The sequence below is a fragment of the Bacteroides ihuae genome, assembly GCF_900104585.1.
In the GTDB taxonomy this organism is placed as follows: Bacteria; Bacteroidota; Bacteroidia; order Bacteroidales; family Bacteroidaceae; genus Bacteroides; species Bacteroides ihuae.
This window is the reverse complement of sequence record NZ_FNVX01000005.1, coordinates 275,074-299,223: the sequence shown is the minus strand read 5'-3', so window position 1 is coordinate 299,223 and position 24,150 is coordinate 275,074. Positions and strand designations below refer to the sequence as shown.

The following is a 24,150-nucleotide window of genomic DNA, read 5'->3' as shown; positions in this document are numbered from 1 at the left end:
ATAAGCCATTCATGAGCCGTAGCTTGAGATTCATAATAGCCTACTTTACAACTACCGACCTAAAGACGAAGCTTTTAAGATCAAAAGCATCTGTTCAGCATATCTTTTGCCTAATTCGCGGTATCCTTCTGCAATAAAATGCAATTTATCTGGAGCACCCTTGCAACCGGCCGAAGAAATAATGTATGAATTAGGAATCACTGTTGGCAGTGTAGAAATTATCGTATTCATACTTGAACAAGCTCCATTCTGGTCCTCATTCAATAGCTCTCCTGCCAATAAAGGTACTGAATTGGGCTCTAGATCAAGATCTCTTAAAAGATTATCATATACTTTCTTTAGCTTCTGCGGCCAGATACTATCATTTGTATTCGATTCTCCTTGATGCACTAAAATTCCTTTGATTACGCCTGCCTTTTGAGCAATTTTGCCCATTTCTACTAAACGGCCGTAAGGATTTCCATCATATTCTTTAATCATATTAAGCATCCAGTCTGGTACAGTAGCTACGTAAGATTCATAATTATCTTTATCAAACAGCTCAATCTTACACCCACCCACGGCAACATTCACTATACCTATAGTGATATTTTGAGGCAGATTTTCAACTAATGTACGGCCAAAAGAATCGGCCGGTGTCAATCCTGTATGGCAACGAACCAAAGGAGGAACAGCCGTATACCAACACCCTTTCTTTCGGCACAAGTCAGGACAATCTACTGCTGCCAATACCTGAAAACGAGGATTCACCGAAGCCGTATCTTGTGCCTCAAATCGGGCATTACCTTCCATATTGGATTGTCCGAAGCAGAGATAAATATAAAAATTAGGATCTTGAGCAAAGACACTCATTCTTAACAGGAGTGATAATCCTGTCGTAATCAATATTTTCATTTTCTTCTTTATTTAATTATTTTTTCAAAGTTATTAATAGATTTCTTTGGTTGATAGTTGCGATCAAAGAATAATGGATAATCTACTCGCCCTCTTACCAGAAAATTATTTTTCCATGAATCTTTATCCGTAACTCCCCAAACTGTTACGCGCGTAATAACATCAGCATGTTTGCAAAACAGTTTAAAGAAGTATTCCATGCCCCGCCTTTTGAATTTTTACTTTAAGGTCTAATTACAAATTTAAAACTTGTTTGAATAATGTTCCCATCGGGAGTTTTTGCCCTAACATTAAAACTAACCCAACCATGTTCAATTTGAGGGATAAAATACATAACACTCATATTTGATGGTCCGTACAAGCCAGTGCTTGGATCTCTGCTAGATGGACCATACCAATACAGCGATGTATTAAAATTTGGAGTGAATGCATACCAAGTATATTCAGTACCGATAGGATACGAGAGGCTAATTGCGACTGTATTGCTGCAATCTTTTAAAGAAATGTAATTCTCATACAATAGAGGTATATCACCCGTATCTCCGGTTGGGGATACTGATAATATCATCCCCGTGGTACCGTCCATAGCGGTGTTCTGGTACCCCAATTTATCGTGTTGATTGATCTTGTATCACTTGACTGGTACCGTTGGCGTTTGTGTTTCCATTTCCAACTTTCAACCACGTTCATATCACTTGATTGGTACCATCAATATCACTTTTAGCGGTACTTCTATTCGTAAAATTTGCAATGGCATTATATTGTTGTTGGGTTATGCCCAGAATTAACAATATTATTAACGTCTAAAAGTAAACCAAATGTTACGACTAAGACAGATTTTACAGATGCTAGGCAATGGTATTCCACAAGCTGATATATGTGGAATTGTTCATTGCAGCAAACGTACCGTATCGGGTTATCGGAAGATTGCATCGACGACGAGACAAAGTTTTGAAGAGCTGCTAGCAATGGCAGACAGTGAGCTGGAAACCATCTTTATGCCCCCAAAGAATGCACTTAATGACGATGGACGTAAGCAGGAGCTTGAACGCATGATGCCGGAAATTATCAAGCGCCTGGGTCGCAAGCATGCCAATGTCCAGTTTGTATTTGAGGATTACTACCATAAGGAATGTCCCAGCGGTTATGGTTATACTCAATTCAAGAAGCATGTTAGCTCTTATAGAGAGAAAAATGACTACTCCTATCACAACGTCTATGAGCCCGGTAAGGAATGGCAAATAGACTTTGCCGGAGATGCCTTGTTTCTGACCGACAGGCTCACCAAGGTGAGACAGAAACTGGTGGTATTGGTATGCGTGATGCCCTACAGCAATCTGCCATTCATGATGGCCATGCCCAATGCCACTACCGAATGGTTTTTCCATGGACTCAACAAAGGACTAGAATTTATAGGTGCTGTCCCCCATACAGCCAAAAGTGACAACATGAAACAATGGGTAACGAAATCTGACCGCTACAGCCTTACGTTTTCGGATGCCAATGTGGAATGGGCGATGTATTACGGCATAGAACCTACAGCTTGTCGCGTGCGCAAACCCCGTGACAAAGGACCTGTTGAGGGTGCTGTGGGCCAACTCTACAAGTACGTGTATGCCCGCCTTGAAGGTGAAGAGTTCTACGCTTTGGATGCACTGAACGATCGCATCCTTGAACTCCTTGAAGAATATTGTAGTCTTCCCTTCAAGGGTTCTACCCGGTGGGAGATCTTTCAGAAGTATGAGAAGCCTGAAATGAATCCGTTGCCGGATCAAATGTATCGTCTTCGTATGCGCAAGGAGGTTAAGCTTAGCAGTACATACCATGTATGTGTAGGCAGTGAGCGCCACTTCTACAGTGTCCCGTTTAAATATGTCGGACAAAAGGTTAAAATCATGTGGGACGTGCACTCTGTAGAGATCTATGTGGGTACAATATGCGCTTGTATGCATCGTAGAAGCCTCATACCATATGGCTACTCCACTGAGAAATCGCACATGCCGGAGAATCATACTGCATACGAGCATCGCAAGGAGCAGAATGCCGCAACACTCATAGAAAGAGGTGCGCGCATTGGGCAATCTGTTGAATGGGCAATAACAGACATCCTCCAGCGCACCACTTTCCCTCAGCAAGCATATGGGAAATGCAACGGACTGCTTGCTTTGGCAAAGAAATATGGCAGAAGCAGATTGGAACATGCTTGCATGATGATGAGAGAAGAAACGGATGTGGCAAGCTATAAGACTCTCTGTAATATGCTTAAGAATAATCGGGATTTGGCTTCCGGTGAGAAAGAATCTATTTCAAGAACTCCCTTTAACGACAATGTGAGAGGATCTTCTGCGTACACGTCCATACCATCACTTAGAAAGGAGGCCGACCATGAATGAACTTGCTTCAATTGTAGAACGCCTAAAGGCTCTTAAACTGAGCGGTATGGCTGAAGCGGTCAGTGATATTATAAAGCTTCCTGTGCAGATGCGGCCAAGCTTAGAAATGGCTCTGTCAAAAATGCTGGAAACGGAAATCCGTTGTCGTGATGACAGCCGAACTACCAGACTGCTGAAGGAGAGCAAATTGAGATACCAAGTACTTGTCGAGGATATCACTTGTTCGACTGCCCGCAACTTTACCCGTGAGCAGCTAACCTCTATTGCTGACTGCGGTTTTGTGCGGCGTGGAGAAAATCTGCTTATTACGGGGCTTACTGGATGCGGAAAATCATATCTGGCATGTGCTCTTGGACATCAAGCCTGTACGCTTGGCCTGAAAACACTTTATCTGAACATGAACCGATTTGTCGATGTACTCAAACAGTCACGCCTTGACGGAACCTTCTCACAGATGTTGTCACGACTAGACAAGAACGATCTTATCGTCCTTGACGATTTTGGGTTGCAGAAAATGGACAGTGATACACGTATAGCATTGCTTACATTACTAGAAGAACGCTATGAAAAGAAGTCAATGATTATTATGTCTCAACTTCCTTTGGACAAGTGGTATGACTACATAGCGGAAGCTACACTTGCTGATGCCATCATGGATAGGCTGATAAACTCATCTCATCACCTGAATCTTGAAGGACCATCATTACGAAAGAGAAAAAATAAATAAAATAGAATCAGAGAGAGATACCTTTTGGCGGTGTGCAACCACCCTTGAGAAGTATCTCTTTACGACGTTCATATCACACATTTGGTACCGGTACCAGCCAACGCTACGAGCGGTACCACGAAAGTGTCGCACACGGTACCAAGGGAGTGATATAGCGGTACCAAACGGGCGATATTATCAGGGATACACCTATATACGTTCCTTGAAGCTGTGCATACATAGAGTTGCAAACAGGCATCAATGCCATTAAAATGAATGATAAAATAAGTTTTTTCATAATACAATAAATTAAATTATTAATAAGGATTTGGGACATGGAATATAGAGTTGTTTTATAACGATAATCCAACTTTCATATCAATATATATTAATGAAATATTTATATATATTTTAAGTAATATGCAGACCAATGATTGTATCAGTATATGATCTCAAGTCTTCATCATTAGAGTTGCAAGAATACAAAACATCCAATACGCAGAATGAGGGCAACAAAGCCAATAATAAAGATTTTAATAGTTTGTCATTTTTCATTAGATATCTATCATTTAATTAAAGAATGCTTTAACATAATGTGGTAAATATACTGAATGTTACTAATAAATATCAAATACTTGTGTTACACAAATTTGTGCTACTATTACATATTAACATTAAATGTTACAAAAGCTTTTCTGTACATAACAAAACATCTAGGTTCCCATGCACATTCCGTTATATCATCGTATTGATACACGATTTAAAAGATATTGGGCAATTAAAGATGCTACACTTACTATTGCTTCCGCGCGGACTCGGGCAGCAAGTGTCTTACTCTGGAAAAGGTTGACTTCATAATCACCCTATAAAATTATAGTAAGATGAAAAAGTCAGACGTTTATTCAGATTCGTTTCGTTTAGAAGTTCTCTCGGCGTATTTTGACACTCAGGAATCTCTTTATTCTTTATCTTCAAAAACAGGAGTTTCCCGTAGCACTTTATGGCGTTGGATTCATACCTTTGAGACCTCTAACCCTGAAATGGTAGCATGTATGAAGAAAAAAGATTCTCCCCAAAATGATCAGTCGAATGAAATCGCAGCATTAAAGCGTGAAAATGCCCGTTTACAGCAAGAACTTAAGCATGAACAGTTGCGTTCGCATGCCTATGACACCATGATCGACATCGCTGAAGAGATGTTTAACATCCCCATCAGAAAAAAATCTGGCACCAAACAGTGAGAAGGCTTTGCACCGAGGGTACACCCCGTTCCGTAGTTACCCTCTGTGTGCTGTTTGGTAAGACGAAACAAGCCTATTATAAGTATGATGATAACCGATATTTGGAGTATCTGGCTAAGGAGAATTTTATTCTTGAATATGTCAAGGAGGTACGTCGAAAAGATCCCGGCATTGGTGGTGAGAAATTGTGGTATATGTATCGCCAATGCTTTGGAGATGAGCATGCTGTTGGGCGCGATCGCTTTATGGGAATTATATCCAAGTATGGACTCAATGTGCGTAAGCGCGTTCGTCGTCCTCGCACGACTGATTCTTCCCATCATTTTCCAAAACATCCTGATTTGACACGGACCCTGTTACCTTGTCGTCCCAATGAGTTGTGGGTAAGCGACATCACTTATATCCTTTTGTGGTTGAATGAAACGCATTACACATTCTGTTACCTGTCAATAATAACCGATGCCTACAGCAAGGAAATTATCGGTTATTGCGTGGGAGAAACTCTTGAAAGCATTTATGCGCTCAAAGCTTTGGAGATGGCTTTCAAACGATTAAAAGGAGTTGATGAAGTAGATCTGATCCATCATTCAGACCGAGGCGTTCAATACGCAAGCTTTGAATATACCGGGCGTTTACATGCAAAAGGCGTACGCATCAGCATGACCGAAAGTGGTAATCCCAAAGATAATGCCGTGGCCGAAAGAGCAAACGGCATCATTAAGCATGAACTACTTAAAGACATGAGGTTCCATACAATAGAAAAAGTGCGTGAGGCAGTAAAAAAGGCTGTTGGATTTTATAATAACGAGCGACCACACATGAGCCTGGATATGATGACACCTGCGCAAGCAGCAACTAAAAGTGGAATGCTCAATAAAAAATGGATTAGTTACAGAGAAAAATATCTTGTAACGAATCAATTATAAATGCTAATATTATATACATTTGCACATGAAGAAGACAAGAATGATCTGTTTATAACAGATTCAAGAGAAGAAAAGAGGCCTTTTTCTCTTTATCTTCTCCTACAATAGCTAAGTGGTTACTTAATTGAGCCATAACCAGTGGTTAGTCCACCACTTTTAGTGATAAGACAAAGTTCGGTCTACTTAATTTCGCAATAAGCTTAATCAAAAGACAACCTTATTTAGGATTAGTAGTTTTTTCAGTCAACCACTTATACAAATAAACTAAATCAAAGTCAACCATTTCCAGGGAAATACAAGTATAAGTCACAAGCATTTCGTTTCTAGTGATGAAACTAAAGTTTCCATCTGTTGAAACAAAAGGTTTAATACGTTGAAACGATTGGTTTCCAACCGTGAAAATAAAAGTTTCATAGCACACAAAACTAATGAAACTGTACTTCCCCGGAAAGAGAAGATGTATCTTACGCTTCACACGTGTGAAGCGAAGTGCTTACCGGATTTACACTTATAAAGAGCGTATATATAAGGATATCCATTCCTAAGTAGCGGGAAGTGACGGTGAGGTGAGGTTACTCTTCGTAGTGAACGAGCAGTGCTTTATATCACCTGCATATAAGGTGATGACAAGCAAAAAAGGGTTAATCAAGCAAGATAAAGCCAAAAGTGTGATAGTAAACACCCGAAAGTGAGAGTAAAACAGCCAAAAACGTGGTAGACATATTTTACTATCACACGCTGTATCGGCTTACAGCAAGCCGATACAGCGATTTGTGTGAGAGATGTGAGAGTAAAACACGTTTTTTCATGGGAGGAGAAAAGAATCGTTCTAATTTATTGTGATTTCTTTTTCTGACGAACAGATAATATGTCCTTCAGAACTTACACCCTCAAGTATAACTCCATACTGGGTTGGAAAATCAGCAGAATAAAAGCTTATCTTTGCACTACCCGAACTATCAACCTGTACATTCGGGTTCCAATAAATAGTGGTTCGAAGATCGCGAACAGTGCTGTCTTTTTCTTTCTGCGTTGCATACACCGGAGAATAAAACTCGACTGTTTGTTCATAACCGACAGGGGTAAAAACTTGTATATTGCTATTCAGCTTATTTCTTTCAACAAATCCTTTTTTTGTGCTTATCACAACGGCTCCACCAGCTGCCCGCCCACCGAATATAGGCATAGCAGAAATAGGCGGAGACAGAAAGACATCGCTAATGTCATTTACGTTCAGCCTGTCGTAATCAAAATTCTCTTCGGGAACATTATCCAGAACAACCAAAGGAGCAGTATTACGATGACGAACTTCATCCCCAACAACAGTAAGTCCGGGTATTCTACGTAATAAATCAAATATGGATATAATGTTTCCTTTTTCAACATCTTCACTGGTCAGAACCTTGGACGAGTTGACAGAATAATATGGCGACTTGGTTTTCAAATCCATTTTTCTTTTTGCGGTTACCAACACTTCTGCCAAATTATATATTCTCATACCATCCTCTATCAGATGTTTTTCATTTATTGCTGATTCGTTTTTTATTTGCGTTTTCGGCTTGGCATTGAACATTAATTTAGGCAATGCTGGAAACGGCTTAAGAGGGTCAAGTTCTATAAACACTTTTTTTGAACCTTTTTCAGTTAATGCCTGCACAATATATTTGGTTCCTTCGGGGTATTCCATATTCTTAAATACAAATTTCCCATTTTTATCCGGTTGGGTTAAAGAAGTTCCAATAACCGAATCTTTTACGGCAACGAGTGAAATGCCCCCTTTTTTTAAGGTAGAGAATAGTCCTTCTACTTTTCCTGTAACTTCTTCATTCGACTCAACGGCAAATTGAAGATCTTGAGTTATTTTTCCTTTTAGAATGTTAGGCACATTATATCTTCTCCAACCTTGAGTCATCATCAAAACATCGAGCGCAAGGTCTGACTGCTTATTGTTCTTTTGTAAGTAACTACTTGGAGATTCTATATACCCTTTAAGTTCGGATGACAGTAATAGCGTTGAAATGATATTTGAGGTTGTATCTACGCCTGCATCTTTTTTATCCACGATGGACAAAGATAGATTACCGGTTAAAGGAAGTTGATTTTCATCCATTACCTTTATCGTCAGATCTATTTTATCTCGCGTATTGTACTTTTCTTTATTAAAGATTATATTGGCTTTAGCAAAAGTGCTGCTTTGAGAAGAAAACACAAGGCGTTCACTCAAAATATTTCTGCTTTCATCTATTAGAAGAAAATGAACGATGCCTGCCGGAAAGAAATCGTTCTCAAAGTTGAGGCGCCCTATTTTATCATCCCATGGTTGCGCATAAATAACAGCTCCCCTGATATGGGCTATTAATTGAGTTTGTGGAGGTAGTTTATAATCGGGAGATTTTGTGAGTGTTACTCGCAGAATATTATTATTCCACGCCGCCTTTAACGACACAGAGTTTTCAGAGGCTTCAGGCAAATCAAAGCGCTTCGACACATTTTCTCTATTTGTACATATAGCATGATATTTTTTTCCGGGAAGATAGTACATTCTGAAACTACCCATTCCTAAATGCGAACTCTCAAAGGTTGTATAAACATCGCCTTGCTCATCAAATATCTGCCCTTTAATCTCTTCAGACAAGCCGTTCTCGTTCGTTGCCTTGAAAGCCATTTTCATCTCTGTGGAAAATTGCGCATGTCCGCCTTCCGGAAAGAAAGATACATCGAATATTGCAGTTGAAGATGGAATATCAATGTAGCGATTATAAATTATATTATTGAAGGTAGCTTGTAGTAAGAAGTTCTTTGCCTGAGCATTTTTTCCGCTTTTTAAAAAACACTTAGCTACGCCTTCTTCAAACGATAAATGCTCGCCTTCTCCGGAAGGATCTCCATCCGGGAAAATGAGGCATTGTTCAGGAATGATTTTAGTATTTCCCGCTTTATTTACAAAATGTATTTCTGTTTTAATTTTATCTTTGTCCTCAGAAAAAGAGATTTCAGGTGAAATCTTTCGGGATAAAGGGTCTGTGACATAAATGGTTTTATGAAAAAAATAGTCTTCTCCCTGATTTTGCATAAACCGTGTATAGGCTCTTAACGAATAATTCCCCTCTTCTAATTCTTCGCTCAGTTGAAGCTGGCCATAAAAGCAGCCCGTACTGTCCGGTCGAATTTTCGCCCTCTCAACGACCTTGCCAATCGGATTAATTAATTCAATATAGACATACCTACTGGCATTCGCTTGTTTGAGAAAAAGAGCATCTACCAAATGTATTCGAAACCAAACGGTTTCTCCTGACATATATATACTCCTGTCTGTTTGAGCATAAATTTTTTCATGCGGATAGCTGGATATTTGCTCAAGGAATAGATTCTCTATTGAAGTTGTATCTATTTCCTGGGCTTTCATACTATTGCAAAAAAACAGTAACAAACATAATTGTAAATACAGGATTTTCATTATACCGTTATTTATAAATTAAATAGGAGGATTCTTTTCAAAGACTCTCCTCCTATTTTAAAATTGTTATTCAATAGAAAAAAGACTAATTAGTCATATTTTCTATGTTCACCCATCCAGTCGTTTATGATTCGTTGTTCATCATCACTTTTACGCTCTTTATACAAAAATCCTCTGGTCTTCTTTGTTACCCCATTTTCGATAAACCTGTACCACAAATCATATACTCTAAGTTCCGGGTAGTAAGTACCGCCTCCCTCCAGAATTTTAAAATTTTGCCAAGAAACCAAGGATAGGCTATTGTCAGCATTTACTGTGATATTAAAACAATAATTAGGACGATAATCCGTAGCACCTTTACTCCATTCGTTCTGCAAGTGATACATGCGAACGGTGTTTCCGTCAAAGACAGCTTGTAGCTTTCTGGGGCTTTTATAAACAACAGAATCATTTGGATTTGAAAGGTTCTTAATAACCCCATCCATATAGTACAAACCGGAATACTTGTTCATGATATTGAATCTCATTAAAACAACCGTATCTTTTTTTGCCAAATCATAGGCAGAAGTTGACTTCAATTTTAATGCAATCATATACAGCGAGTCAATATGCAATGTAGCCGGTTTTACGTATATCGGACAAGTACTATATGGCTCACCCTTTTTCACTGTTACGATTGGGGCGGGCAAATTATAAATATCCAACGGCAAATTCTGGAAAAGAATATCATTCGTTCCAAGTTCTCTGTCATTATACCTCTTAATTGCCTCCGGATATTCCTTCACTTCAGCAACAATATCTCTATCTATTGGAAGAGAGCCACTGATTGCAACCGATGCGTAAACAGTATCCTGAACATAACCAAGATTTAAATCCCGGTATATAATTTTGTCCTTAGCCCCGACAAGATAGACTGATTCAGGATATAACGCTTGATCCATAGGAGCCTCATCATCACAGCCGGTAAAAAACAAAGCCAGCATGAACAATGATAATAATGTATATTTTTTCATCTTATTCATTTATTATTTCATTAATCAATCTATTTCCAACCCGGGTTTTGAACCAGTTTGCCATTTTTCTGCAACACATTTCTGTCAATAGGCCAGAAGTACATTTTATTAGAAAACATTCGCTTCATGTACACTTCTGTATTCCAGATTCTCGCTGTGTAAAATTGTTCACGCTGCGAGGATTTAGCACTCACATCCAAACCTTTTATTGGTTTGTTGTATGCATCATACGCATCTTTCCAACGGCGTAAATCCCAATAGCGACGCGATTCGAAGGCAAATTCAATCTGCCACTCATGCTTCACTATTTTTTTCATTTTATTATAATCAGAAGCATCGGCTATTGTTATACCAGGTTGTCCCGCTCTGTAACGAACCTGATTAAAATATTTAACAATTTCATTTACATCTTTAGTTACCACAACCCCTGATTCATCAGTGTATGACCCTTCTTGCATTTCATTCAATGCTTCAGCATAGCCTAATAAGACTTCCGCATATCGTGCCAAAGGCCATACCTTGGACTTTTTTGTAGAGTTCCAATGGCCTATATCCTCTTGGTGTATATATTTGCGGCAAGTATATCCGGTTCTGTTTCTATGATTATTGTCACTTGGATTTTTAGCGTTACCATCATCGTAATAAGTTACTTCGCGATTCTTTAAATTTTCCGTACCTCTGAAAGATGTACCCGGCCAAATACAATGGTTGAATCCAATTGTTGCAAAGTAACGAGGTTCACGGTTATCATCTCTACGAGCTCTATTTGCGGAAAGCTGATACTCTAAAGCGAAAGTACTGTTGCTTCCTACTGCTTTATAAGATTTCTCATCCTCGGTAGCTTCATCAAAGCTTCTACCATCGGCCATACTGTAAGCGTCAATCATATCTTGAGTTACACTAAATGTGGCATTTCCTCCAATGGCATCCGGAAAATAAAGACGATCATCACTATCACTTCTCCTCGCATAATAAATATACTCTTTCACACTGTAAGGTTGATAAGTCCCGTCAAAAATAGATTTATACGATTTATACGGATCTATATTTCCTGCTCCATTAGGAAAACTGGCGCTAGACACTGTGGCTGGCAATGGTAGTGTTCCGGTACCTTTGTCATTGACCATTTTTGCTACCGTCTGAAGTTCATACGTGTTCATATCAATTATCCGTTTGAATGTGGCGGCAGCTTTCGCCCATTTAGTTTTATCTTCAGTTTGAGGGATGAAAGGAACTCCTTCGGAGTTTTTCCAATCAGCATAGTACGTATTTCCATTGAACAATGGACTTGCCGCGTACAATTGCATACGTGCTTTGAAAGCCAAAGCTGCTCCTCTTGTTGGCATAAGCTGTTCTGATTCAATTCTTTGAAGAGGAAGTAGACCTGCCGCTGCTTCAAAATCCGCACAAATCTTTTCAACACACTGATCATACGGCGAGCGCTCAATTGAGGCTTTGGCAATATCTACATCCGTATCAAAAGCCACATCCGGAAGGATTGGCACCGGTCCGTATAGGCGTACAAGATAAAAGTAAAAATAGGCTCTAAGAAAATAAGCTCTACCTTTGAAATCTCGTGATTCCATTTCTGTGATTTCTTGATTCTTATGGATATTGGCAAGCACAATATTCGCTTTGCGTATTCCTTTATAACAGGTTGGCCAAGGATTTATTCTTGTATTGGTCTCTGTTATTTCATCGTATAAAATACTATTTCCGTTAAGCATAAACGGAATAATAGCTTCATCGGCTCCGGAACCACTCGGCAATGTTACTGCTCCACCCCAGTCGGTTCCCATGAGTAGAGATTCGTCAAACAACAAAGCGGCTGTTCCATTGATGTATTGTTCTGTTCTTGCCTTCGACAAGAAAATTGAATCCATTGTTGTCTGGTCATAAACATATTTATTGATGTCCAGATAATCATCACACGAGTTAAATGTCAAGAAAGCAAAAAGCGCAATAACCGGTAAGACCAACAGGCGCGTTCTTATTTTATTTATAATGGTTATTCTATTCATAACTTCTATTTTATCATTAATTATAAGTCTAAAATACAATATTAAAATGAGAGGTTTAATTGCAATGTATATACCCGCTGAACAGGATATTTGGTTCCGCTATACATGGCCTGACTTGGATCCAGCATTTTCTCTTTAGACCATATAGCCAAATTTTCACCTATAAAGCTAATGACAGCATTCTGTAGACCAAACTTCTTTAAAGCCTTTATTTTTGCCGTATACGAAATCTGCACATTTTTCAATCTCACATAACTACCATCCTGAAGCCAGAATGTAGAATTCACACTATTATTCCAGCTACCTCCATAGTAAAGTCTTGGGTATTTTGCATTAGGATTTTCTGTAGCTGGATTTCCTGATATTTCTGCTGAGATCCAGCGATTATTAGGATTGGCATAATCAGTAATTACATTACCGCTTTCCCGTCCAGAGAATGGATTGTACATATTTCCACCTTTGAAATATTTAACTCTGGCTACTCCTTCAAAAAGGATACTAACATTAAAGTTCTTCCAATTAAATTCAGTAGCAAAACCATATTGTATTTGAGGAGTCCATGAATATTGCAATGGAATGTTATCGTCTGAGTTAACAACACCGTCTCCATTCACATCTTTATATTTGATGTCTCCAGGCAAGTAATTTCCGAATTCTTGTTTAGGACTATTTTGAATATCCTCCTTATCTCTAAACAAACCAAGAGAAACTAGCCCCCTATTGATCCCACTTTGGTAACCTACAGCAGATTGATATGGATATTTTTTTATATCTTCCTCAAATTCCAAAATCTTATTGCGCGATTGTGTAAAATTCATACGAAAAGTAAGATACTTGCTTCTATCCGTAGGGGCTAATGGCTGCGTATAGGACATATGTCCATCAACACCCCAACTTTTCATTTTACCAACATTAGCCCAAGGTAATGTAACAAGTCCCATTTCTTCAGGAACACTCTGACGTTGCTGATATATTCCCGAACGCACATCCTTAAACATGTCCACGGTAGCTTCAAAACGTTCATCAAAAAGACGCACATCAATACCAAAGTTATATTTAGTTGCTTTTTCCCATCTCAAGTTACTTGATCCCACTTGAGTTTCTGTAATCCCCGAACCATTCATCCATTGGCCCGAGCCCGAATATCCGATCAACGTGAGGTATGGAAAACGTACAGAGTCATCCCAAGTCAGGCGGTCATTACCAACAATTCCGTAAGAAGCCCTGAATTTCAAATAATTAAGGAAAGGAAAGACCTTTTTCACAACTTCGTATTGGGAAGGAGCCCAGCCCAAAGATGCAGCCGGAAACCATCCGAATTTCTTTCCTTGTTCGAAAGCTTCGGAACCGGTATATCCCACGTTAAATTCCGCCATGTATGTATCTGCGTATGAGTATGAAAAACGGCTTGCATAACTGTTATAGCGCTTTGGAATAGCAGTCAGCCCGGTTTTGTATTTAGAAGATTCATAATCACTCCAGTAAGCATGTATCAATCCGCCAACACGGTGCAGTTTATCAAATACACGCTCGTAATTGATACGGCCTTCATAGTAATATTTACGATCTGTTTGAGTATTATTCGAATAATACGGTTCTTGATATTCCGATTTTTTAATCAGATCCAATTTTCCATCCCTTGTTCTTCCATCCGCGTAATAGATTGCCGGAATTTTTTCTCTCGACTGCCACATCCAGCTACTAGTATCCAAATTTATCAATCCCATGATAGAAAGACCTTCTGTGATCATATCCAACTTTTGGTTAAGTTGCATTGTGATCTTGTTGTTGTTGGAATAGTTTTTGCGATAACCGGTCATATTAAGCAATACATAAGGACTTATATTATTCTTATCGCTACCATAACCGGGAGCTTCTCCTGTTGAATAAAGGATGGGCACGGTAACAGGGGTCAAAATCGATTGAGCCTGCCATAGGGCATCTGTATTATCTCCATAACCAGGATAATTCTGCGTAGTGATCACACTTTCTTCATTCAAAGACAGAGTTGTTGTTGAAGTTAGATTCACATCAACATTTGCACGAAAATTAAACTTGTTATAATTTACATTCGTATCGTATCTATTCAAACCTTTATCCTGCTTGAATATGGCATCTTTCGTCAGATAACCCGCACTGATATAATATCGAGCTACTTCACCACCTCCGGAGGCACTCAAAAAATATTGTTGGTTCCATGTATAATCTTTTAGAATCACATCTCTCCAATTTACATCCGGATGAAGATCAGGATCCATGTGATTTGCAAATAACGCCAGATCGACATCCGAGTAGATTGGAATACCGCCTCTTGTTACAGATGCCTCATTAGCCAAGGTGGCATAGTCAGCGGCACGAACATATTCAGGCATACGCGGAGAGTAAGAGATACCGGCATTTGCTTTCACCCTGAGATCCAATTTCCCGGCTTTACCTTTCTTCGTTGTAACAAGTACCACGCCGTTCGCACCTCTTACTCCATATACTGCTGTAGAAGAAGCATCTTTCAGGATAGAGAAGCTTTCAATATCTTCCGGATCAAGCGTATTGAGATCGCCTTCTATTCCATCAATCAGAACCAAAGCCGATGATCCGGCTCCAAATGTGCTTATACCACGAATCCAGAACTCAGAAAAATCTTTTCCGGGCTCTCCACTACGATTAACAGATATAATCCCCGGGACACGCCCACCGAGCATATTACTAACTGAGGATGCAGGAACCTTAAGGTCTTTCATCTCAACACTCGTAATGGCTCCTGTTACATTGATCTTTTTCTGAACTTTACCTGAACTTGTTACAATAACTTCATCCAGCGCATTTATGTCTTCTTTTAAAACAATACGCATGCGTTCATTTGTTTTTCCCATAACAACTTCTTGCGATTCAAAACCAATATATGAGAAAACAACTATCTGTTTGGCGCTTATTCCGGTAAGTCTAAAATGTCCGTCAGCATTTGTTATAGCTCCATTACTAGGATTTCCTTTTATCGACACAGAAACACCAATCAAAGCGTCTCCTTTCTCATCCATTACAGAACCTCCGGCTATTATATTCGATTGAGCGAAAGCACTAGTACATACTACTAGTACTATAAATTGTAAAATGACATATTTTATTTTCATATCATAAATCTATTTCGTTTTTATTCTATGGTAAGTTTTCTAACCAAACGTTTATCCCTGTCTGCGATATAGAAATTATCTTCAAAGTCAGTTACAATAGCAAGCGGCTGATTAAAACCTGACTCAAGTGGAATGTTTGAAACCCCGGTCTGCCAAGAATTGGGTACTCCTGCAACTAATGATACCATGTCTCCTTTAATTTTAAGAATACAAGATCCGGATTTGCTTCCAAAATAAATCTCGCCATCATTGTTCACAGCAATTCCTGATGGATTTCTTAAGACTGCATCATTAAGACGGTGCCCCAAAACAACGTTGTTGCCAGAATTGAAACCAGCATATTTTTTTGCTTTCCAGTTTCCTTCAGCATTTTTTTCTATTTTAAATATGCCGTTCGCACCCTCTTGCGTTGCAAAGAAACAATGATAATACTTGCTATAAACAAGGTAACTACTCCACCCGGTACCAACGTTTACTCCGTCCCAATCGTTACTGCTTAAGATCTTTGTGAATTTTTTTTCCACCAAATCGATACACCCCATGTGTCCGTCGCCAGTCATAACATACAGATAGCGATCGTCCTCAGCAAAAGTTAAGCCCCCGACAATACCTCCACTTGACAACATATCATTCGTAATCTGCAAATCCGTAACAGGTGTGGCTATCCATCCGTCCGCCTTTGAGAAACTATAGATATTTCGATTACCGTCTCTGTTTATCACATAAAATTTGTCTCTGGTATTTGTAACAGCAGGCCCGCCACACCAGCCGACATCAGCTATCTTTATCATTTTATTGTCATCCAGAGAAATCAGGCTGATTCTGGAATCCCATTCTCCTTCAACCATAATAATATTATCCCCTTTTTGACCTTTGACAGTGCCCAGTCCGGTAGGATTCTTTATTCGAGCCTCATCAAAACTTCCTTCCACATAGTTGTCTCCTTGGTTCTCTTTTCCGACAATATTTTTAAGAGACTGTTTCTGATAATATTTGAATTTGATGTTCGGAACGATACTATCTTCTCCAATTACAACAGATAACTGATTAAATCCGGGAGATTGTTTCGGAATCATCCCATAAAGTTCATGTCCATCGCAACCTAAAATAACAGCTCGCTTAGTATCGAAATAAACTTTAATTTGATCCGTGTTTTTTGGAAAGTTTCCTCTGATAAGGAAGTTTTGGTCTATTTTCCCCCAAGAAGGCAGAAGTTCAATAACAGAAACAGGCTTTTGAGGGTCGTAATAATTCCCTGTCCCAAGTGTTTTCTCTATTTCCTCGCTACCATTGCAGGCAAAGAAGAACGGAGAAATCAGAAAAATAAAAATTAGATTTTTCTTCATTTTCATTAAAATTAAGTTTAACAATGTAAGAGAATGCATTCAGCTTAGAATAAATAAATGGATAGTAAGGGCGCTCACCCCATGGAGTAAAATCTCAAGTAGTGTTTTTATATGAATATTAACTATCATCATACAAGTAGTACATTAAGAATAAAGTATTAAGGTTAACGCGGCATATCAACACCATTTAAGTTAAAGTATGCTTTAACATAGTGTGGCAAATGTACCGAATATTACTAATAGATATTAAATATTCGTGCTACACAAATTTACACTAATATTACACTATTAACACTAAATGTTACAAAAGCTTTTCTGTACGTAACATGAGACATCAAAGTACACATACGCATTCCGTTATATCATCTATAAATACACTATTTAAAGAGGTAGCATCAATTAGAAGACCAACAGTTCTTGAGTTTAGAGGTTATTCGCATTATACTTAATATGCCAGCATGCAACAAAAAACAAGAGTTAATCCTGCAATTCATATATCTAAGGAATTATAAAGGACATACTAAGCAAACATAGCATTAAAATGAAGTGTTATATATCTGCCCACTGATAATTCTTAAGCTCCACCAACAGATGCTAATTATTATATCACAAAGGCTTTTATTTAAGCCTCACACACAAAAACAAGTTACCTAATCTTTCAACAGTGTAACACAAAAACATTATAAACATCTGAATATAAAAGAGTTATCTCTTAAAAATAGACAATAAAAACCAAAGATAAACTGAAGATCCATCATGCTATTTTTTAGAAGCCATTGTGAATAAAATAATCGATTTAATGGAAAATGTAACATAGCCTTAAAATCATGTAACTCATTTATTTTTATTTTAATTAAATACTGATTAGCTTTGCCTATGAATTATGATTAACACGAATTATTATGAAAAAGAAATTAGCCGGCTTACCAATGCCAATTCTGCCAACAGCTTCTTTGAATGTGCAGACTTGGAGATCACCTTTATCCTTGAAACGCATAAGAATTTTCTTGTTATGTGCATTCGCATATTGCTTGTGTACACAAGCGCAAACCTCCATTTTCAAAGCTCCTGCAGGTTTTGATATTGAAAAAGCAAATATACTTAGAGGCAAGATAGATACAATTACGTATAGTTCAAAAACTGTAGGTAACAAGCGTAAAGCATTGGTTTACACCCCTCCCGGTTTCTCAGCCAAGAAAAAATATCCTGTATTATATCTCTTACACGGAATTGGTGGAGATGAGAAGGAATGGTTAAACAACGGACATCCGGAAATCATTTTGGACAATCTATATGCAGAGAATAAATTGGAACCAATGATCGTTGTACTTCCAAACGGAAGAGCAATGAAAGATGACCGAGCATCAGGAAATATCATGTCTCCTGAAAAAGTAGAAGCATTCGCGACTTTCGAAAAAGATCTATTAAATGATTTAATTCCTTCTATTGAGAAAAAATATCCAGCAATAAAAGATCGTGAAAGTCGTGCAATTGCAGGTCTTTCAATGGGAGGGGGACAATCACTTAATTTCGGACTAGGAAATTTGAATGAATTTGCTTGGATTGGAGGCTTTTCATCTGCGCCCAATACCAAAACACCCGAAACATTGATTCCTAATCCGGAAATAGCAAAAAAACAACTGAAATTACTATGGATATCATGTGGTAATAACGACAATTTGATGTTTTTCAGCAAAAGAACACACGACTATCTTGAAAAACACAATGTGCAACATATCTTTCATGTAGAACCGGGAGTACATGACTTCAACGTTTGGAAGAATGACTTGTACCTATTCTCACAATTATTATTTAAACCTGTCAGCACAAACACAATCAATCAATATACTCAATTAGGAGTGGCTGCATCTTCAAATGTAAGAGGAGCTAAATATCCTCAAATCACTCCGGATAATAGAGCCATTTTTCGCATCAATGCTCCTGAAGCACAGAAAATACAGATCGATTTAGGAAAAAAGTATGATCTGGTTAAAAACAAAGATGGAATATGGGAAATAACGACTGATTCTTTAGGAGAAGGCTTCCATTACTATTCCCTAATAATTGATGGAGTCTCAGTAGCAGATCCTGCCAGTGAAACATTTTATGGCATGGGTCGAATGGCAAGTGGCATTGAGATTCCTTTTAAAGGAGGAGATTATTATGCGGAAAAAAATGTTCCACATGGAGATATAAGAATTCAACGTTACTACTCTTCCGTGAGCAACTCTTGGCGCAAGTTCTATATTTATACACCAGCCAATTATGAGATCAACTCCAATGAAAAATATCCTGTATTATACCTGTTACATGGAGGCGGAGAAGATGAACGTGGATGGGCTACTCAAGGAAAAACTGATTTGATCCTTGATAATTTAATTGCTGAGAAAAAGGCAAATCCTATGCTTATAGTCATGCTTGATGGAAATATAGCACCAAGTTTTAGTGGAGATTTTCTTGAGCTATTTGAAAAAGAATTAAAGCAATGTGTCATTCCATACATAGAGAAGAATTACAGAGCAAAAACAGATTCGAATAATCGCGCATTAGCTGGCTTGTCAATGGGAGGTATGCAAACGCTATATGCAGGTATTTATAATACACAATTATTCTCTTCTCTGGGAGTGTTTAGCTCGGGATGGTTGCCTAATCAAACAACTATTTCAGATGCTCAGTACGAGTATATGAAGAATAATACGGCCTTGATTAATGGTAATTTAAAACAGTTTTGGATTGCAATGGGAGGTAAAGAGGATATTGCCTATAACAATTGTCAAACCATGCTTTCAAAACTTGATAATTTGAATATTAAATATACTTACTCTGAATATCCTGGAGGACATAGTTGGCCCGTATGGAGAAATAATCTCTATAATTTCGCTCAACTATTATTCAAATAACAAATAAAACAATATGGTAAGAAACACACTTTTAGGTATTGCAGCTTTTGTTGCGCTGATAGTATGCAACCCGGCATTTGCACAAGAGAAACAAGCTCATAACCCTATTATTTACGCAGATGTTCCGGATATGTCTATAATTCGCATAGGTGATAACTACTACATGAGTAGCACTACAATGCATATGAGTCCGGGAGTTCCAATTATGAAATCTACAGATCTAGTAAACTGGAAGATTATTAATTATGCATACAATGTTCTTGATACAATAGCGCCACTGTCTCTTAATAATGGAGAAAGCAACTATGGTAGAGGTTCTTGGGCTAGCAGCTTGCGTTATCATAATGGAAGCTATTATGTAAGTACTTTCGCTCAGGCCACAGGTCGAACGCATATATATTCAACTAAAAATATAGAAAAAGGACCTTGGAAAGAATTTACATTCGCACCAAGCTTCCACGATCATTCTCTATTCTTTGACGATGACGGTCGCACATATCTAATTTATGGAAACGAAAATCTAAAATTGGTAGAACTGAATGCCGATGCATCAGGCATAAAACCAGGGACAAAGGAACAAGTAATTATTGAAAATGCAAGTTTATCTACAGGTGCGAATAGAGGACTTCCAGCTGAAGGCTCTCAGCTGTTCAAGATTAATGGAAAATATTATCTTTTCAACATTACATGGCCGAAAAACGGAATGCGTACTGTCATTGTTCACAAAGCTGATAAAATAGCAGGACCTTATGAAGGCAGAGTGGCTCTACAAGATAAAGGAGTGGCTCAAGGAGGGCTTATCGATACTCCAGATGGGAGATGGTATGCGTATCTATTTCGAGACTTTGGCTCTGTAGGCCGTATACCTTATCTTGTGCCAGTAAAATGGGAAGATGGCTGGCCTATTCTCGGTGAAAATGGCAAAGTTCCGGAAAAGCTGGATCTGCCAGCGAACAAAAGCTTAATTCCGGGAATTGTAGCTTCTGATGATTTCAATCGAAAAAAAGGAGATGCAGCCCTGCCATTAGTCTGGCAGTGGAACCACAACCCCGACAATAAATTCTGGTCGGTAACAAAAAGAAAAGGCTATCTCCGTCTTACAACAGAGCGTGCTGATCCATCTTTCCTTATGGCTAAAAACACACTTACTCAACGCACTATAGGACCGGAATGTACAGGATCAACTTCAATAGACATAACTAATATGCACGACGGTGATTTTGCAGGTTTGGGGTTACTTCAAAAAAATTATGGATTGGTAGGAGTAAAAGCCGAAAATAAGGGCAAATCAATTGTTATGATAAATGCAGAATCCGGTGAAGCTCTCGAAATAAACAAGATACCACTATCTCAAAATAAGGTTTATCTTAAAATAGATTGTGATTTCAGAGAACGCACCGATAGAGCAAACTTTTTCTATAGTTTGGACGGTCAATCATGGATATCAATAGGCAATTCACTTAAAATGTCTTACACAATACCACATTTTATGGGGTATCGTTTCGGACTATTCAATTATGCCACAAAAAATCCGGGAGGCTTTGTTGATTTTGACTATTTTCATATTAAAGATAAAATATCTCAGGAAAAGAATAAATAAGAAGAGAGATTAAAATCAAATATTCAATGACGAATAAACTAAAGCATGAGAAATAAAATCCTAAATTTAATAATTGGACTGATTTTAGCAATTAATATTTCAGCTCAAAATGATTCGTATCTAAAACTCTGGTATGCTCATCCTGCAAAGCAATGGGTTGAAGCACTACCTATAGGAAACGGACGCTTGGGAGCAATGGTATTTGGTGATCCGTCTAAAGAAATAATTCAGCTCAATGAGAATACAGTTTGGGCCGGACAGCCGAATCGCAATGACAATCCAAATGCTAAAGAAGCATTATTAGAAATCAGAAGGCTTGTTTTTGAAGGTAAATATAAAGAAGCGCAGGATTTGGTTAACCACAACATGATAAGTAAAACGTCTCAAGGGATGCCCTATCAGACAGTTGGCAACCTCAAGCTTTCATTCCCAGAGCATGAAAACTACTCCAAATATTATAGGGAATTGGACTTAGAGAAAGCTATCGCAACAACACATTATAGTGTGAAAGGTGTAAACTACACTACAGAAGTATTCTCGTCATTCCCAGACCAAGTTATCATAGCACGGATTTCCTCTGACAAACCAGGTTCTATAAACTTTTCTGCTTCGATGAACAGGCCTTCGAAAGTCAACGTATCTACAATGGGTAACAATGAACTTATTTTATCCGGTAAAACGAGTGATTTTGAATCAGTTAAAGGCAATGTAATGTTCGAAACCAAGGTGAAAATTCTGACTTCAGGAGGTAATGTGACCGCAAATGATACAGCATTAAACGTCAGCCAGGCTGATATAGCGACTATTTATATTTCTATCGCCTCTAACTTTAAGAATTATAACGATATAAGTGGCAATGCCTCTGAAAAGGCAACTACATACCTCCAAAATGCATTAAAGAAAAACTATGATCAGGCGCTAAAAGATCACATCACTGATTTTAAAGACTATTTTGGAAGAGTAGACCTCAATCTTGGAACAACTGATGCTGTTAATAAACCAACAGACATCCGTCTGGCTGAATTTGCCAAAGGCAATGATCCTCAACTGGTAGCACTCTACTTCCAGTTTGGACGATATTTACTAATATCATCTTCCAGACCCGGTGGACAGCCCGCCAATCTGCAAGGAATATGGAACGACCAAATTACTCCATCCTGGGATAGTAAATACACTGTAAATATTAATACAGAAATGAATTATTGGCCATCTGAGGTTACCAATCTTAGCGAAATGAATGAGCCACTGGTTAAAATGATTCGCGAACTTGCGGTGACAGGTAAACAAACAGCCAGAGATATGTACGGAGCAAATGGATGGGTATTGCATCACAATACGGATATATGGAGAATTACTGCTCCCATAGATGGTGCTTTCTGGGGAATGTGGCCAATGGGTGGTGCTTGGCTCAGTCAGCATCTTTTTGATAAATACGAATACAGTGCTGATGAAAAATATCTTCAATCGGTATATCCTATAATAAAAGAAGCTTCGCTATTTTTCCTCGACTTCTTGGTAGAAGAGCCTCAGCATAAATGGTTGGTCGTTTGCCCTTCTGTTTCACCTGAAAATGCTCCATCTGTTCATCCAGAATCATCTATATCTGCAGGAACCACTATGGACAACCAATTAGTCTTCGATTTATTTACAAAAACCATTAAAACGGCAGAGATTCTGGGTGTAGACAGAGAATTGACAATAAAAATTAAGAATGCATTAAAACGATTACCTCCGATGCAAATTGGCAAATGGGGACAATTGCAAGAATGGATGTATGATTGGGACAAAAAAACCGACAATCACAGACATGTCTCACATCTGTACGGATTATTCCCTTCCAATCAGATATCTCCTTACCGAACTCCTGAATTATTCTCTGCAGCAAGAACTTCATTAATAGCTCGTGGAGATGAGTCAACAGGGTGGTCAATGGGATGGAAAGTAAATTTATGGGCACGTCTACTTGATGGAAATCATGCTCTAAAGCTAATAACAGACCAGCTTACGCCTTCTATTCAAGCCAACGGAACTCAGCAGGGTGGTACATATCCAAATTTATTTGATGCTCATCCTCCTTTTCAGATTGATGGCAACTTTGGATGCACTTCCGGCATTGCCGAGATGTTGTTGCAAAGTCAAGATGGCGCTGTTCATCTGTTGCCGGCATTACCCTCTTTGTGGAAAACCGGTAGTGTGAAGGGCTTGAAAGCAAGGGGTGGTTTTGAAGTTGATATTCAATGGGAAAATAACGAATTATCCAAAGCTGTGATAAACTGTTCAATAGCGGGAAATTGCCGTATACGCTCATATTATCCATTAAAAGCTAAGGGGCTTAAGGAAGCCAAAGGTAAGAATGCTAATCTATTTTATGCAACTTCAGAAATTAAAACTCCTCTAAATCATGCAACATTCCCTCTTTCAATTTCAAATCTGAAGAAAGTGTACGAATATGATGTTCCGATGAAAAAAGGAAATAAAATCATCATTGGCAGATGACAACAATAGATAATCATACTAATATCGAG

General features: G+C 38.4%; 14 protein-coding genes and 2 pseudogenes. 7 read left to right on the top strand and 9 right to left on the bottom strand.

Translation table 11 applies throughout. The features are described from left to right. Positions 1–72 precede the first annotated feature (72 nt). From BQ5338_RS06785 to BQ5338_RS16700, 3 genes and pseudogenes are all read right to left on the bottom strand, one after another. Positions 73–894, bottom strand: a pseudogene (locus BQ5338_RS06785) (sialate O-acetylesterase); the annotation flags it as partial. Positions 895–902: 8 nt separating this feature from the next. Beyond that, positions 903–1,094: pseudogene (locus BQ5338_RS06780) on the bottom strand (endo-1,4-beta-xylanase); the annotation flags it as partial. A gap of 23 nt (positions 1,095–1,117) precedes the next feature. After that, the gene (locus BQ5338_RS16700) at positions 1,118–1,501 is read right to left on the bottom strand and encodes a hypothetical protein (protein WP_139265204.1); all 384 of its coding nucleotides are present in this window, start codon (positions 1,499–1,501) and stop codon (positions 1,118–1,120) included. A 211-nt stretch (positions 1,502–1,712) separates the two neighbouring features. On the opposite strand from BQ5338_RS16700, the gene istA reads away from it, so the two are divergent. Continuing rightward, positions 1,713–3,287, top strand: a complete 1,575-nt coding sequence (istA, locus tag BQ5338_RS06775) for an IS21 family transposase (RefSeq protein WP_071144984.1) — start codon at positions 1,713–1,715, stop codon at positions 3,285–3,287. Further along, positions 3,280–4,014 carry an IS21-like element helper ATPase IstB gene (gene istB / locus BQ5338_RS06770; protein ID WP_071144985.1) on the top strand — a complete coding sequence of 245 codons (735 nt, stop codon included), beginning with the start codon at positions 3,280–3,282 and terminating at the stop codon, positions 4,012–4,014. Before istA ends, istB begins: the two co-directional genes overlap by 8 nt. A gap of 103 nt (positions 4,015–4,117) precedes the next feature. Here the strand turns inward: istB and BQ5338_RS16840 are convergent, their stop codons facing one another. Next, entirely contained in the window at positions 4,118–4,291 is a 174-nt protein-coding gene (locus tag BQ5338_RS16840) for a hypothetical protein (RefSeq protein WP_159431317.1), read from the bottom strand. Between the two features lie 583 nt (positions 4,292–4,874). Here BQ5338_RS16840 and BQ5338_RS06765 point away from each other — a divergent pair. Together BQ5338_RS06765 and BQ5338_RS06760 are read left to right on the top strand one after the other, a co-directional pair. Then, positions 4,875–5,234: a transposase gene (locus BQ5338_RS06765; protein WP_071146081.1), complete on the top strand. Its 360-nt coding sequence runs from the start codon at positions 4,875–4,877 to the stop codon at positions 5,232–5,234. Beyond that, the gene (locus BQ5338_RS06760; protein ID WP_071146080.1) at positions 5,231–6,160 is read left to right on the top strand and encodes an IS3 family transposase; all 930 of its coding nucleotides are present in this window, start codon (positions 5,231–5,233) and stop codon (positions 6,158–6,160) included. Before BQ5338_RS06765 ends, BQ5338_RS06760 begins: the two co-directional genes overlap by 4 nt. An 829-nt stretch (positions 6,161–6,989) precedes the next feature. Here the strand turns inward: BQ5338_RS06760 and BQ5338_RS06755 are convergent. The 5 genes from BQ5338_RS06755 to BQ5338_RS06735 all read right to left on the bottom strand — a co-directional run bounded on the left by BQ5338_RS06755 (position 6,990) and on the right by BQ5338_RS06735 (position 17,131). Then, positions 6,990–9,566: an MG2 domain-containing protein gene (locus tag BQ5338_RS06755; protein WP_139265203.1), complete on the bottom strand. Its 2,577-nt coding sequence runs from the start codon at positions 9,564–9,566 to the stop codon at positions 6,990–6,992. A gap of 140 nt (positions 9,567–9,706) precedes the next feature. After that, positions 9,707–10,639 (bottom strand): BT_3044 domain-containing protein, encoded by a 933-nt coding sequence (locus BQ5338_RS06750; RefSeq protein ID WP_071146078.1) that lies wholly within the window; start codon positions 10,637–10,639, stop codon positions 9,707–9,709. Positions 10,640–10,659: 20 nt separating this feature from the next. Further along, entirely contained in the window at positions 10,660–12,651 is a 1,992-nt protein-coding gene (locus BQ5338_RS06745) for a RagB/SusD family nutrient uptake outer membrane protein (RefSeq protein WP_071146820.1), read from the bottom strand. A 41-nt stretch (positions 12,652–12,692) separates the two neighbouring features. Next, complete coding sequence (locus BQ5338_RS06740) at positions 12,693–15,779, bottom strand: SusC/RagA family TonB-linked outer membrane protein (RefSeq protein WP_071146077.1); 3,087 nt, start codon at positions 15,777–15,779, stop codon at positions 12,693–12,695. 20 nt (positions 15,780–15,799) lie between these two features. After that, complete coding sequence (locus BQ5338_RS06735; RefSeq protein ID WP_078063419.1) at positions 15,800–17,131, bottom strand: hypothetical protein; 1,332 nt, start codon at positions 17,129–17,131, stop codon at positions 15,800–15,802. 896 nt (positions 17,132–18,027) lie between these two features. Between BQ5338_RS06735 and BQ5338_RS06730 the strand changes: the two genes are divergently transcribed. From BQ5338_RS06730 to BQ5338_RS06720, 3 genes are read left to right on the top strand one after another with little or no spacing between them, the layout of a single operon-like run. After that, a complete protein-coding gene (locus tag BQ5338_RS06730) occupies positions 18,028–20,025 on the top strand; it encodes an alpha/beta hydrolase-fold protein (RefSeq protein ID WP_235816386.1) in 1,998 nt (665 codons plus the stop codon). 13 nt (positions 20,026–20,038) lie between these two features. After that, the gene (locus tag BQ5338_RS06725; protein WP_078063418.1) at positions 20,039–21,625 is read left to right on the top strand and encodes a glycoside hydrolase family 43 protein; all 1,587 of its coding nucleotides are present in this window, start codon (positions 20,039–20,041) and stop codon (positions 21,623–21,625) included. 45 nt (positions 21,626–21,670) lie between these two features. Continuing rightward, the gene (locus BQ5338_RS06720; RefSeq protein WP_071146075.1) at positions 21,671–24,121 is read left to right on the top strand and encodes a glycoside hydrolase family 95 protein; all 2,451 of its coding nucleotides are present in this window, start codon (positions 21,671–21,673) and stop codon (positions 24,119–24,121) included. Positions 24,122–24,150 lie beyond the last annotated feature (29 nt).

Excerpts from the sequence above, each read along its gene's own strand:
- istA (WP_071144984.1), top strand. The coding sequence starts at position 1,713 with ATGTTACGACTAAGACAGATTTTACAGATGCTAGGCAATGGTATTCCA.
- istB (WP_071144985.1), top strand. The coding sequence starts at position 3,280 with ATGAATGAACTTGCTTCAATTGTAGAACGCCTAAAGGCTCTTAAACTG.
- BQ5338_RS16840 (WP_159431317.1), bottom strand. The coding sequence starts at position 4,291 with ATGAAAAAACTTATTTTATCATTCATTTTAATGGCATTGATGCCTGTT.
- BQ5338_RS06765 (WP_071146081.1), top strand. The coding sequence starts at position 4,875 with ATGAAAAAGTCAGACGTTTATTCAGATTCGTTTCGTTTAGAAGTTCTC.
- BQ5338_RS06755 (WP_139265203.1), bottom strand. The coding sequence starts at position 9,566 with ATGAAAGCCCAGGAAATAGATACAACTTCAATAGAGAATCTATTCCTT.
- BQ5338_RS06750 (WP_071146078.1), bottom strand. The coding sequence starts at position 10,639 with ATGAATAAGATGAAAAAATATACATTATTATCATTGTTCATGCTGGCT.
- BQ5338_RS06745 (WP_071146820.1), bottom strand. The coding sequence starts at position 12,651 with ATGAATAGAATAACCATTATAAATAAAATAAGAACGCGCCTGTTGGTC.
- BQ5338_RS06740 (WP_071146077.1), bottom strand. The coding sequence starts at position 15,779 with ATGAAAATAAAATATGTCATTTTACAATTTATAGTACTAGTAGTATGT.
- BQ5338_RS06735 (WP_078063419.1), bottom strand. The coding sequence starts at position 17,131 with ATGAAAATGAAGAAAAATCTAATTTTTATTTTTCTGATTTCTCCGTTC.
- BQ5338_RS06730 (WP_235816386.1), top strand. The coding sequence starts at position 18,028 with ATGAAAAAGAAATTAGCCGGCTTACCAATGCCAATTCTGCCAACAGCT.
- BQ5338_RS06725 (WP_078063418.1), top strand. The coding sequence starts at position 20,039 with ATGGTAAGAAACACACTTTTAGGTATTGCAGCTTTTGTTGCGCTGATA.
- BQ5338_RS06720 (WP_071146075.1), top strand. The coding sequence starts at position 21,671 with ATGAGAAATAAAATCCTAAATTTAATAATTGGACTGATTTTAGCAATT.